10 protein-coding genes and 1 pseudogene are annotated in these 13,121 nt (G+C 57.0%); 4 read left to right on the plus strand and 7 right to left on the minus strand.

Annotation, left to right across the window (positions count from 1 at the left end; all coding sequences use genetic code 11):
* Nucleotides 1-431: 431 nt before the first annotated feature.
* Nucleotides 432-1,301, minus strand: coding sequence for an aldo/keto reductase family oxidoreductase (locus tag ACYJL1_RS23250; RefSeq protein WP_460899473.1), 870 nt, complete (start codon nt 1,299-1,301; stop codon nt 432-434).
* A 111-nt stretch (nt 1,302-1,412) separates the two neighbouring features.
* On the opposite strand from ACYJL1_RS23250, the gene ACYJL1_RS23255 reads away from it, so the two are divergent.
* Both ACYJL1_RS23255 and ACYJL1_RS23260 read left to right on the plus strand, forming a co-directional pair.
* Complete coding sequence (locus ACYJL1_RS23255; RefSeq protein ID WP_460899474.1) at nt 1,413-2,330, plus strand: LysR family transcriptional regulator; 918 nt, start codon at nt 1,413-1,415, stop codon at nt 2,328-2,330.
* Between the two features lie 127 nt (nt 2,331-2,457).
* Nucleotides 2,458-2,687: pseudogene (locus ACYJL1_RS23260) on the plus strand (type II toxin-antitoxin system ParD family antitoxin).
* A 209-nt stretch (nt 2,688-2,896) separates the two neighbouring features.
* Here the strand turns inward: ACYJL1_RS23260 and ACYJL1_RS23265 are convergent.
* Genes ACYJL1_RS23265 through ACYJL1_RS23275 form a run of 3 tightly spaced genes read right to left on the minus strand, consistent with a single transcriptional unit; the run spans nt 2,897 to nt 6,091 of the window.
* On the minus strand, nt 2,897-4,279 hold the full coding sequence (locus ACYJL1_RS23265) for a tripartite tricarboxylate transporter permease (protein WP_460899475.1): 1,383 nt from the start codon (nt 4,277-4,279) through the stop codon (nt 2,897-2,899).
* A 1-nt stretch (nt 4,280) separates the two neighbouring features.
* A complete protein-coding gene (locus ACYJL1_RS23270) occupies nt 4,281-4,739 on the minus strand; it encodes a hypothetical protein (protein ID WP_460899476.1) in 459 nt (152 codons plus the stop codon).
* Nucleotides 4,740-4,798: 59 nt separating this feature from the next.
* On the minus strand, nt 4,799-6,091 hold the full coding sequence (locus ACYJL1_RS23275; RefSeq protein WP_460899477.1) for a hydroxymethylglutaryl-CoA reductase, degradative: 1,293 nt from the start codon (nt 6,089-6,091) through the stop codon (nt 4,799-4,801).
* A gap of 132 nt (nt 6,092-6,223) precedes the next feature.
* Here ACYJL1_RS23275 and ACYJL1_RS23280 point away from each other — a divergent pair, with 132 nt between their 5' ends.
* Both ACYJL1_RS23280 and ACYJL1_RS23285 read left to right on the plus strand, forming a co-directional pair.
* Complete coding sequence (locus ACYJL1_RS23280; RefSeq protein ID WP_460899478.1) at nt 6,224-7,621, plus strand: aminotransferase-like domain-containing protein; 1,398 nt, start codon at nt 6,224-6,226, stop codon at nt 7,619-7,621.
* Nucleotides 7,614-8,522 carry a hydroxymethylglutaryl-CoA lyase gene (locus ACYJL1_RS23285; RefSeq protein ID WP_460899479.1) on the plus strand — a complete coding sequence of 303 codons (909 nt, stop codon included), beginning with the start codon at nt 7,614-7,616 and terminating at the stop codon, nt 8,520-8,522. Before ACYJL1_RS23280 ends, ACYJL1_RS23285 begins: the two co-directional genes overlap by 8 nt.
* Before the next feature lie 117 nt (nt 8,523-8,639).
* Here ACYJL1_RS23285 and ngg read toward each other — a convergent pair whose 3' ends face one another.
* The 3 genes from ngg to ACYJL1_RS23300 all read right to left on the minus strand — a co-directional run bounded on the left by ngg (nt 8,640) and on the right by ACYJL1_RS23300 (nt 13,116).
* On the minus strand, nt 8,640-10,421 hold the full coding sequence (gene ngg / locus ACYJL1_RS23290) for an N-acetylglutaminylglutamine synthetase (RefSeq protein WP_460899480.1): 1,782 nt from the start codon (nt 10,419-10,421) through the stop codon (nt 8,640-8,642).
* Between the two features lies 1 nt (nt 10,422).
* On the minus strand, nt 10,423-12,198 hold the full coding sequence (locus ACYJL1_RS23295) for an N-acetylglutaminylglutamine amidotransferase (protein ID WP_460899978.1): 1,776 nt from the start codon (nt 12,196-12,198) through the stop codon (nt 10,423-10,425).
* A gap of 123 nt (nt 12,199-12,321) precedes the next feature.
* Nucleotides 12,322-13,116 (minus strand): FadR/GntR family transcriptional regulator, encoded by a 795-nt coding sequence (locus tag ACYJL1_RS23300; protein WP_460899481.1) that lies wholly within the window; start codon nt 13,114-13,116, stop codon nt 12,322-12,324.
* Between the last annotated feature and the right edge of the window lie 5 nt (nt 13,117-13,121).

Below are 13,121 nucleotides of genomic sequence, written 5' to 3' on the forward strand. Positions count from 1 at the left end.
CAGTTATAAGTTTTAGCCTTGCCATAGCATGAGGCTTGGTGGTGCCTCATGCTATTGTTGCAACGATAAGGCGGGCGTGACGACCGATTTTGCACGTGCAGTTGCTCACCTTCTAACCTTTGGACGTGCTGCAAACGCATATTCGTTTCGTCCCGATTGTGCAAAGAAAGGCTCGTCTTTAAACTCAGTGATATGGTTGCCAGCGACCCGAGAGTGAGCACTTGTTGCGCATCATGCCCTCAGATCGAATGCTCTTAAATCGGCTGTTTTCGTTCCGGGCGTAGCTCGAACGGCGAGATCACTCGCAACTGGATATCTGGTTCACCCAATGCGCTGTCACTGAGTGGTAGTGATTCAACGACTGCAAGTGCGGGGTGTTCGCGTGGAAGTCCCCATTTCGGGTATGACACATGCGCGCCCAACTCGGCTTCTCAATCGGCCGCTACACCGTCGAGTTCTGCCATCACCTCGGCCGACAGAACAATCTCGGCGGCGGCAAGATTTTCCCCAAGGTGGGCGCGCGACGATGTTCCCGGGATAAGCAGAATGTTCGGAGATCTTTTGAGAAGCCATGCAAGCGCCACCTGCATCGGCGTCGCCCCAAGTCGGGCTGCGACATCAGACAGCGTTGATGACTGCAGTGGTGAAAATCCACCAAGAGGGAAGAACGGCACATAGGCCGTGCCGTTCGCGGCAAGCCGATCAATCAGAGCGTCATCCGTGCGATTAGCTAGATTGTATTGGTTCTGCACGCAGACGATGTCGGTGATCTTCCTGCCGTCCTCAATCTGTTTGGCAGTCACATTCGACAGACCTATATGCTTGATCAACCCCTGTCGCTGCAGGTCGGCCAAAGCCGAAAGTGGTTTATCAAGGGAACCCTCGGCAGGTCCATGAACGTCGAACATGGCACGCAGGTTGACGACTTCGATCACGTCAAGCCCAAGGTTCTTGAGATTGTCATGGACCGCCTTTGTCAGTTCAATCTTTGAGAAAGCTGGATCCCAGGATCCGTCCGCGCCGCGTGTCGCACCCACTTTGGTGACAAGGACGAGATCGTCTAAGTATGGATAGAGTGCTTCCCTGATAATCTGGTTGGTGACATGAGGGCCGTAGAAGTCGCTCGTGTCGATGTGATTGACGCCGGTTTCTACCGCTTCGCGCAGAACCGCGACTGCTTCCGCGCGATCCCTTGGAGGCCCGAAAACGCCCTTGCCAGCAAGCTGCATCGCTCCATAACCAAGCCGCTTCACCGTGCGGTCGCCCAGTTTGAATGTTCCAGATTTTTCGACTTCAGACATAAGTTCATCTCCAATTGAGTGATGAAAATAGGTCTGTATCATTGGCGTGACAATTAGCTACAATCTGGACAGCTTGTTCGGAATTATGGACAATAAGAAAGGTTGATACATATGAAACAGGGCAATTCAGGAATGGGGGATGTCAGCGCATTCCTTGCAGTCGCGAGGGCCGGAGGTTTTCGCCAGGCGGCACGAGCAGGCAAAACAAGTTCATCGGCGCTTAGTGATGGTGTTCGACGTCTTGAGGCGGAGCTCGGCGTTCGGCTTTTGAACCGTACCACCCGAAGTGTCGTACCAACCGAAGCGGGCAGGGGGCTGATGGAGCGTCTCGGTCCTGCCTTCGGTGAAATTATTGCTGCGCTTGAGAATGCGCGCGGCTTTCGTGATCGGCCAGCAGGGACGCTGAAGCTAAATGTTCCCGTCAGTGCTGCGCGACTGGTTCTGCCACGCATCGTACCGCCATTTCTTGCAACCTATCCCGATATAAGGCTTGAGATCGTCACAGATGAAAGTTTCGTCGACATCATTGCCGTCGGTTGTGATGCCGGCATCCGCTATGATGAACGGCTGGAACAAGACATGATTGCCGTGCCGATTGGATCGCGTATCCAGCGCTTTGCCAGCGCCGCTTCGCCTGAATATCTTGCAGCATATGGTCGGCCGGAACATCCTCGCGACCTGCTCTCGCATGCATGTATCCGGGGCCGATTTGCAGGCCGGGCAGTATCGGCGTGGGAGTTCGAGCGAGAGGGCGACGTCGTGAAAGTCGATCCATCGGGTCAGCTCGTGGTGCAGGCGGGGGGCGGCACCGACCTTGGTGTTGCCGCCGCGATTGCAGGGACGGGCATCGTGTCGCTCTTTGAGGATTGGCTGAAGCCGCATTTCGAAAGCGGCGCGCTGGAACCTGTGCTGGAGTCCTGGTGGATGAGTTTTTCTGGCCCATTCCTTTACTATCCTGGCCGCCGGTTGGTGCCGGCACCGCTTCGCGCCTTTATCGATTTCGTTAAGGCGATGCCGGGTGATAAATGAATTCCCGAAACTGACACGGTAAACTTAACCGGGAATTTATGGGAAGACCGGACACAATCCGGCATGACCCAGCGGCACCGTAATCCCCTTTACCACCGCCACCGCTTTCCATGAGAGATCATCGCGCATGCGGTGTGGCTGTATTTCCATTTTTAATGGCCGCTACGACTCGAAAAGCAGAGATTCTGCGGGAAGGCGTGCGGCTGATTCAGGATCAAGAAACAAAACGGGCCGCGCTGGATGCATCAATCATGCGTGGCATAGCCGATGCTGACAGGCCGCACACATGCCGCAGAAGACGTCTTCAGCGAGCTCCGGGCGCGTTGCCAAGCGATGACGCCAGGGCAGGACGAATGAAGGTCCGCTTCACGACTGAAGCAAAGTCCACGGACATATTGTTCACGGCTTACACGTGGCATAACTTCGGGGGGGCCGTAGTATTCTGATATCGGCGCCGCATCGCGCGGGCTGGTCGTCATCTGTAAAAACCAACCCCTAAGTTAGGGACAGGGCAATATTACCCTGTCCATGCGATCCTCCCAGTTCTGCATTCAGGTCGCGATCGGCTAGCCAAAGAGCTTCATTATTGCGGGCACGCTGAGGATCGCAGCGTAATAGCCCATGAACTGCACACCGGTATTCATACCGAGTACGCGGTAGAGCAGGCCACCCACAAGCCCCACAGTCATGATGACCAGCAGTGCGAGGAGGCCACCCTCCCAAAGGCCAATCACGAGGATGAGGCCAACGAAGGTGGCTATAATAGCTTCATGGCTGATGTATTTCGCCACAAACGCTGCCGCACTACGCGCGTGGTTCATCGCGAAGGGGTAGGCGATGGCGGCGGCGATCACCACCGAGATCATACCCCAGATCAGGAACTCAGAAACCGACATCATTGTGTGCAGGTTGTTGACTACCCCGGTCCCTGTGTCGACAGTGAAGCGTGGCGGTGCATTGAACAGCGGTGCAGCCGGACCTGCAGCAACCGGGCTGAGCGGCAGGCCGAAAGCAATAAGCGGAATCAAGGCTTCAGCGATATAGGTGGATTCCGTAACACCGTTACGCACCGCCAGTACTGAGGTCAGCCGATGATAGGCCTGCTTGATGCGTGCTCCGACGATTTCACCTGCAATAACGGTTACGGCAACGGGACTGAACACGAATGTAGCACTGGTGATCGCAGCAGCGGCTGCCGTCGTGGTGACTTGGCTCCTGTCGAGCACGCGGAACGGGTTTGGGAAGTATCCACCCCAGCTCTTTACATCAGGCGCCAGCGTCGTCTGTCGCAGCTCGCCGCGGTTCATCCGTTTTTGCTCAAGCGGTGATATCGCCGAAAACAGTTCCGCAACAAGAGGACCGATTGCGATCCCAAGGAAATAGCTAACACCAAGCTTGACGTCATGCACAGCTGTGAAGCCTTGCAATGCGATAATCAGCAGCGTGAAAGGGATCAATGCGATGACGGAAGCCCAGCGGCCGGCGGAGAAATAGGCGATGATGATTGCGGCTCCGATGAACAGCCATGGAGCGGACGCCGTAATGTAAGTTCCAAATGGTGCCAGAATAACAGCGAACAGCACAGCAAGCGGCACAGCTATGAAGGCAGATATGACAGAGCCGGCCAGCATTTTTCGCAGTGCCACATGTGGTGCCCCGAGATTACGTAGCGCTGTGGCCTGCTGGAGTAGTGGCAGTGCCATTGTATCCCCGGGGATTCCCAATAGTGCCGTTGGGACCGCGTGCGTCATATGTTTGGAAATTGCTGCACACATCCAGAAGGTGAACACTCCAGCCGGCGGCGCTCCAAGAAGAACGACCAGCAATGTCACCGGAGCAATGGTCGTGGTCTCGTCAGTTCCCGAGATCAGGCCTATGGCCGAAAACAGGATCGCACCCAGTAATCCGAGGGAAAGAGCAAGAATTATGTCGTAAAGCAGACCGTCCATGTTATTCCCCCTGTCTGCTTGCGCCGCTGCGATTTTCGTAGTTTTTGAAGAGATCGTAGAGCCCGACCTCACGCATTTCCTGCGCGACGACAGGCGGAAGGTCCTCTACCCGACCGATAGGGCCGCCTTCCTGTTCCAACTGCTCGAGAACCTCGGTCTGCCAGGCGGTTCCTGTTTGTGCCTGCTCGACGACTGTTCGTTTCGGTGGGAACATGCGAGCGCAAATCGCTCCGCTAACGACGGACCCTAAAATCCCCGCCAGCATGGCAATTGCCCTGCCGACAGCCGGGGTGGAAGCCAACGGTGCAATCGTTTGAAGCGCGAAAAAATACACCGCGATGCTTACCACGGCGCCAATAATCATTGCCTTTCCGAGTTGGGGACGCGAGACAACGTCTCCCCAAATCTCGGCAAGCTGGCCGTGCGCGCCCATCGGGCGCACTGCATTTGAATCCACCATATTGTCCTCCCATTAACTCAAGAACCGGCAATCTCCTCGTTGACCGGTCCCAAATTTCGTTATTTACGCAGTTGCGCCAATATCTCCTCGGCGCGGGCCGATCGCACATCGTGATCTTGGGCGAGCCTGCGGGCGACCTTGTCAATCTCTCCGCCCAAGGCACCGGCGCCGATTGCAATATTGCGCGCATGAAGCGCCATGTGGCCGCGCTGAATGCCCTCTGTGGCAAGTGCCCGAAGGGCCGCCATGTTCTGTGCCAGTCCGACCGCAACAGTCACTTCGGCAAGCTCGATCGCCGTTTCGACATTCAAGATTTGTAAAGCTGCCTGCGCTGCGGGATGGGTTTTGGTCGCGCCACCAACCAGACCGAGCGCCATCGGCATTTCAATGGTTCCGACAAGTGTGCCTTTAGCGCTAACCTCCCAAGTCGATAGTGATGTATAGCGTCCTGAGCGTGCGGCGTAGGCGTGAGCGCCCGCTTCGATTGCCCGCCAGTCGTTCCCGGTTGCCACCACGACCGGATCGACGCCGTTCATAATCCCTTTGTTGTGTGTGGCAGCGCGGTAGGGATCGACTGCTGCGAATTCATAAGCATCGACGATGCCTTCGATCATTCGATGTCCTGAAAACTCCTTCGTGGCAAGGGCTTCCTCGGTCACTTCAATACGAGCCCGTGCCAACCGCAGATCAGCGAGGTTGGAGAGAATTCGTAGCCGGACCTCACCGCCGGTTATCCGTTCGACAATTGGTGAGACCGCTTCCGCCATCGTGTTGACAGTATTGGCACCCATCGCGTCGCGCACATCAACCAGGAGGTGAAGGACCACCATCGGCCCCCGGCGTGTCGAAGGGAATACATGAACTTCGATATCACGGCATCCGCCGCCGAACTTCACCAAAACTGTATCCTTGGAATTGGCGGCTGATATGATCTCGTCGCGCGCACCCAAGATGGCCAGCCTTGCACCATGAGGGTCGGACGTTCCAAGCACCTGCACCTGTGCACGCATAATCGGTGCTGTCGAGGATGTTTGGAAGCCGCCGCAGCCGCGCACGATGCGGGCCATATAAGAGGCAGCCGCAACAACCGACGGTTCTTCCACGGCCATGGGCACCAGATAATCCTGGCCGTTAATGAGAAAATTCGTTGCCACACCGAGCGGAAGCTGGAAGGTGCCGATGACGTTTTCGATCATGCCATTGGCGCGCTCGACGGGTAAAGCGTCCGGCGCCGCAAGGACAGATCGCGTTTGCTCATCCAACTGCGCGGCTTGCGCGATCTGTTCCAAACGCTTGGCAGGAGACAGATTGCGCATATTCTTGATACGCGACGTCGCGGTCCTTTTATTCAATGGCTCTCACTCCCAAACCAAATATTTCTAAGCTTGCGTCATTCCCAAAGTGTCCTAGAGTATGGTTGCTAAGCAAGGGACAGTTTGCCGGTTTGTTGCAGGCACTGTCCCACTACACAGGTGGGACGATTAATGAAGGTGATTGACAATATTGTCGCTCAAATCAGTGGGCAGATTGTGTCCGGCCTATACCGGCCCGGTCAAAGATTGCCGTCTGTCAGAGGCGGTGCCGGGCAGTTCGCCGTCTCAAAAAACACAATGGCGGAGGCTTATGACCGACTGGTTGCACGCGGGCTCCTCATCGCGCGACAGGGGTCAGGGTACTACGTTTCGGAAAACCGCCCGGCTCCGGTGCCGCAGGTAAGGCCAGATGTCACGGAAGCCACAAGCATCATGTCCTTGCTTCGCGAGCAACTTGATCAGAACTACTTGACGCGGCCTGGTGACGGGCGTCCACCAGCAAGCTGGACCGAAGATGCGGACATGCGCCGGATATTGCGTACTAGCCGCAGTGCAACCGCAGAGGTGGATTTCGGATACGGGAGTTCTTGGGGCCTGAGTGCATTGCGGGAGTGGCTCCGGGTTTCGCTCGCCGAACGCTCGATCACCACCGAGCCCGATGGAGTGATGCTAACCAGTGGCGTCAATCACGGTTTGGACCTGATCATCCGCCATTTTCTGGAACCCGGCGACACCGTCTTCGTCGACAGCCCGGGATACTATCCCCTTTATGCGAAGCTTCGGCTGGCAAAGGTGAACGTCGTTTCTATTAGCCGGTTGCAGGACGGCCCCGACCTCGACGAACTGCGCCGGGAACTGGTCATCCACCGTCCGAAGCTGTTTTTCACACAGAGTCAGGCGCACAACCCGACCGGAGGCACCTTGTCTCCTGCCCACGCATTCACGCTGCTGCAGATGGCGGAGGTTCATGATTTTCGTTTGGTCGAAGACGATATCTTTGCGGACCTGATCGCTCCGAGTTTGCCGCGCCTTGCAGCTTTCGGCCAACAGCAGCGCGTTCTCTATGTCGGTTCGTTCTCCAAAACGCTATCCGCGAGCCTGCGCTGCGGCTATATTGCCGGGGCGTCCGACACGATCCGCAGCCTGGTCGATCTGAAGATGATTACGATAGTCGCCACCTCACTGCACGTAGAGCGCGTTGTTCTTGAGATGATCGAAAGCGGGCAGTATCTCAAGAATCTGAGACGCCTGCGGGGTTGGATCGAAGCCGGCGCCAAAGCGACCGCGCAAGCTCTTTCGGATGTGGGGCTCGACGTAAAACTTCCCAAGGTGCAGGGTTTTTATATTTGGGTCCCGCTCCCGCAAAATCTGGACGAGGCCGCGTTCTGCCGTCGGGCAGCCAACAGTAATATTTTCATAGCGCCCGGGAGCGTTTTTTACGTTGACCGGCAGGCGTCTGTCCAACCGGCCATGAGAGTAAACGTAGCTTACGGCGCCGACCCGCGCTTTTGCGCCTTTCTGCGCGAAGAAATAAGAGACAGTAAGAAAAGTGAAAAAACCAATGGATGATATTCGGCTCGTTGAGGTCGGACCGCGTGACGGGTTGCAAAATGAGGCTTATCCGCTCAGCCTTGCTGACCGCGTACAAATGATCAAGGGTTTGATCGACGCGGGCCTTCGAACAATAGAAGCGGGTAGCTTTGTCTCGCCAAAATGGGTTCCCCAGATGGCGGGATCCGCGGAAGTTTTGAGATTGATCGGGCGGCGCGAGGGCGTTAGTTTCCCCATGCTCGTCCCTAATTTGAAAGGCTTCGAAGCCGCTCGCGAGGCCGGCGCTGAGGAGATCGCCATCTTTGCGTCGGCATCGGAAAGTTTCTCGCAGCGGAACATCAATTGCTCGATTGATGAAAGCTTCGAGCGCTTTTTACCGGTTCTGGAGGAGGCTCGCGACCTTGGTATGCGTGCGCGCGGCTACGTTTCCTGCGTTCTGGGTTGCCCCTATGAGGGAAAGGTGTCGCTCTCATCGGTCGTCAGTGCTGCTCGCCGTCTGCACAACATGGGATGTTATGAAGTCTCACTGGGCGATACGATTGGCATTGGGACGCCGAGAGCTGCTGCAGCGATGGTAAGGGCGGTTGCCACGGAGGTGCCGATGACCGGGATCGCGCTTCACGAGCATAATACCTACGGCCAGGCGCTGGCCAACATTCTTGCTTGTCTGGAAGAGGGGGTGACGGTGTTCGATTCCTCGGTGGGCGGGCTCGGAGGTTGCCCATATGCGAAGGGAGCAACCGGCAACGTGGCGACGGAAGAGGTGGTGTTCATGCTCGAAGGTATGGGCGTCCGCACCGGTGTAGACTTGCCGAAGCTCTGCAATGTGGCGGTTCGGACCGCTACGCAACTCGGCCGAGATCCTGCTTCACCGATCTCGAAACTTCTGGCTTGTCCGACGGAGGCGGCGATGGTCTGACGTTCCAGAGTGAGCAATTCACCGCCGCGCTGATCCAGCGTGAGGCTGCCCGATCCAGCGCGCAGGAAGCACGGCCGTGACCGACCGGCGAGGCCGCGCGGTTCTGGAATCCGGCTCTCATTCGCGGCTTCCAGGAAACAAAAGCTCGATGAAGCGTTCCGCTGTAGGTTGCGGTTCATGATTGGCCAGTCCCGGACGCTCATTGCCCTCGATGAAGACATACTCCGGTTTCGATGGATCAAGAACCATGAAATCGATCCCGATGACGGGAATGTTGATCGCCTTGGCGGCACGACAGGCAGCAGCAACCAGTGTGGGATGAACCGACCCGGTAACATCATGTATTGATCCGCCAGTGTGCAGGTTGGCGGCCTTCCTCACGGTTATCTCACGTCCGGTCTCGATTACCGAACCGAGGTCCAGCCCTTGCTCCGAAAGGCAGCGGTGCGTTTCCTTGTCAAGGGGAATAGTGCTTTCTCCCCCGGTCGCAGCAGCCCGTCGCCGGGATTGGGTATCGATCAAGGTCCTTATGGAACTGTGGCCATCGCCGATGATCCGTGGAGGCCTCCGCACGGCTGCAGCGACAAGCTTGTAGTCGATAATCACCAGCCGAAGGTCTTCTCCGTCGAAAAAAGCTTCAAGCAGGACACGATCGTCAACGCCTCTCGCCCGCTCGATGGCGGCATCCAGTTCTTCCATGGTGGCAACGCCAACGGATATGCCGCGCCCCTGTTCGCCGCGTGCAGGCTTGATGACGAGCTTGCCATGCTTGGCGAGAAATGCCTCGTGCGTTTTCCGATCGGTCACTGCTTCAATTTGGTCCGGCACAATAAGGCCAGCCGCTGCCACCACACGGCGCGTGATGGCCTTGTCATCGCAGATCGACATGGCCACACCCGACGTCAGTTCCGAAAGGCTCTCACGGCAATGGATCGATCGCCCGCCATGTGACAATCTGAAGAAGCCGCCTTCGGCATCCGTGATCTCCACATGAATACCACGCCGCGTTGCTTCGTCGACGATGAGCCGTGCATAGGGGTTCAAAGCGTCATAGGATTGATGCGGCATGGCGAAGAACTTCTCATTGATGGCATTCTTGCACTTGATTGCAAAAAGCGGCATCCGGCGGAAGCCCAGTTTTTCGTAAAGCCCGATCGCCGAATCATTGTCGTGCATCACAGAAAGGTCGATATAGCTCAGCCCCCGCGCCTGGAAATGCTCAGCAAGCTTGCGCACCAGCCTTTCGCCGATCCCCGGTTGGCGGGCTTGCGGATGGACAGCCAGGCACCAGAGGGATGCGCCCCTGTCTGGATCGTTAAAAAGCCGCCGGTGGTCGATGCCCGTTACGGTACCGATGATCTCGCCACTCGTGTCATCTTGCGCCACGAAATAGGTTACCGACCGGTTATCCCTGTCCGATGAAAAGAAGTCTGAACGTATCTGGACCATGCCGCAGCTGGCATAGACATTGTTGACCCCCTCTGCGTCCGCATCGGACGACAGGCGTCTGATGGTGACGCCGCGCGTCCGCCCCCCGCCGCCCCGATAAGTGGGAAGGTCCAGCCGAAAGGTATGAGACGGATCGAGAAATATCTCCTGGGGTGCAAGTGAAAGCAGGACATGCGGATCGCGAACATAAAAGGCTATGTCCCGACTCAAGGGCGCCTCGTCCCGCAATTCATCCAATAAGGTTTCATTGTCCTCGAAAGTCTGCGCAAAGAGCAACCGTCCCCATCCGCAATCGAGAACCACATTTTGCCTGATAGGCTCGGACGCACTGTGATGATCGCCCTGCAAGCCGGGCTGGGTCTGCGTGCGCAGACGCTTCAGTCTGTGGGTAACGGCATGTGTCCCCTTGGAACGCTGTCGTGGCGTCTGCGCTGGACCAGTCTTCTTCATATCACGCTCCCTGGGTCTGCAGCCAGAGTTCGAGAAGTCCCACTTGCCAAAGTTCGGACCCCCGCAAGGGAGTAATATAATCCGATGGCTTGGTGAAAAGCCGGTCGAGATAGTCCTGCCGGAACAGTCCGCGTTCCAGCGCCGCTCTGGAGGACAGCGCATCGCGCAGCATGTCTAGATAGGGGCCGTCGATATACTTGAGTTGCGGAACTGGAAAATAGCCCTTTTTCCGATCAATCACCTCACTTGGGATGATTTTCCGGGCCACATCCTTCAAAATACCCTTGCCATTGTCACGCAGCTTTTCCTCGGGTGGAATTCGTGCAGCCAGTTCCACGAGCTCGTGATCAAGAAATGGCACTCGCGCTTCAAGACCCCAGGCCATGGTCATGTTGTCGACACGCTTGACCGGATCGTCGACCAACATGACATTGCTGTCCAGACGCAAGGCTTGGTCAACGGATGTATCGGCATGCGCACGTGACAGATGCGTGCGCAGCAGATCAAGGCTGTAATCGTACTCCGGCATCCACTCTGCGCTCAATTGGGTCGCCATGACCTGGTGCGAGCGATCGCAAAAAGCCTTGGCATAGGTCTCGACAACATTGTTGGAGTTCACCAGGGGCGGATACCAGTGATAGCCGCCAAAGACCTCATCGGCACCCTGACCTGACTGCACGACCTTGATGTGTTTCGATACTTCCTTGGACAGAAGATAAAACCCAACATTGTCATAAGACACCATCGGTTCCGACATGGCTGCGATCGTCCCCGGCAGTGCTTCCATCAGCTCATTGGAAGGGATAAAGATCTTATGGTGATCCGTGCCGAAATGCTTCGCAATCAGATCGGAATAGATGAACTCGTCACCCTTCTCGCCATTGGCCTCTTCGAAGCCCACCGAGAAACTCATCAGATCGGTTTGCCCGGCCTCGGCAAGAAGACCAACAATGAGGCTGGAATCGACGCCGCCGGAGAGAAGCACGCCGACGGGAACATCGGCAACCATCCGCCGCTTGATTGCAAGCCGCAGGGCGGACAGCAGGCGCTCCTGCCATTCCTCACGGCTGACGGTGCTATCTCCAGGCTGCCGCTCATAGGGCGGATCCCAATACCGGTGCTCCCGCATGGCACCATCGGATCCATAGACACGAAGGGTTGCTGGCGGCAGTTTTTTCACTCCGTTCAAAATGGTGCGGGGCGGCGGCACCACCGCATGGAAGCTCATGTAGTTATGTAGTGCAGCACGGTCGATCGACGTGTCGATGCCGCCGGCTTTGACAAGTGCTGGCAGCGACGAGGCAAATCGCAGCGCGCCGTCGACTTCTGCCAGATAGAGCGGCTTGATGCCGAACCGGTCGCGCGCCATGACGACGCGGCCCGTATCGCGCTCATGCAGAACGAAGGCGAACATGCCATGGAATCGTGAAACACAATTCTCGCCCCAGGCATGCCATGCCTTGAGGATGACTTCCGTATCGCCGTCAGAGAAAAAGCCGTAGCCTTTCTCCTCCAGCTCGGCGCGCAACTCGCGGAAATTGTAGATGCAGCCGTTGAAGACGATCGAGAGGCCAAGGTCGGCGTCCAGCATGGGTTGCTGAGATTTGTCGGAAAGGTCGAGAATCTGCAATCGCCGGTGTCCCATACCAATGGCACCGCGTACCACTACACCACATGCATCTGGCCCCCGGGGAGCGAGTACATCGGCCATGACCGAGACCGCCGAAACCGACGGCATACTGCCATCGAACCTGACTTCACCACAAATTCCACACATAGACTGGGTCAAAACCTCCGTTGTCAGTACAAAACAAAACGTCAGGCCTGCGGAAACCTTCCACAATCCTGACGTCGCTCAAATCTAAATGCATCGGCGTGCGGATGGTTCCATCATAGAATCTCATCCCTTTTGCGCCTTGCCCCCGATCAGGTTCGCCCTGGCGAGCATATAGCGCTCGGCTGTCACCATATGATCGTAAGCGATCTGCCGCGCCTCTTCCGCCCGGGCCGTCTTGAGTGCCTCGATCAGCCGGTATTGGAACAGTATGCCCTGTTCTCGAGAGGCAGGCGCGGGATCCGCGTAGATCAGGCGTGCAATTTGAAGGTTGCGCAGCATGTTATGCATAAGACCGCAGATGAAGCCGAGCAGCGGATTGGGGCATAGCTGGGCGAGGAAAGAATGAAAATCGAGCTCCGCAACACGCTGATCATACTGCTCGTCCAGATCGGTCGGGGCGTGATCATATATCCGGATCGTACTTTCGAGACGGGCGAGTTCTTCCGGACCGATCTTTCCAGCCAGAAGAGCCGCTACCTCCGGTTCCAGTGCCTTGCGGATGGTATAGATGTCGGCCAGGCCAGGTTGGTCGAAAAAGAAGAAATTGCCCAACAATTCCAGCGCGTGCTGTGCCGACAGTTGCCCCACGAAAGCGCCGCCGCCCGGCCCGCTACGCGTGTAGATCAGCCCCTGCGTTTCCAGCGCCTTCATCGCTTCGCGGATTGTTCCCTTGGCAGCCTTGAACTGGCCGATCAGTTCCTTTTCCTGCGGCAGGCGGGCGCCTGGCTGGAGTTTCTCATCGCGAATGAAATCCTTGATCTGCTCGGCAATGGCCTCGGGGCGTCTGCGGGCGCGCTGTACTGGAATATAGAGGAGGCTCTCGTCCTCTCGGTCCTTGTTTGTGGGGTTTGCTGCCATGCGAC

The sequence above is a fragment of the Phyllobacterium sp. K27 genome (assembly GCF_054796155.1).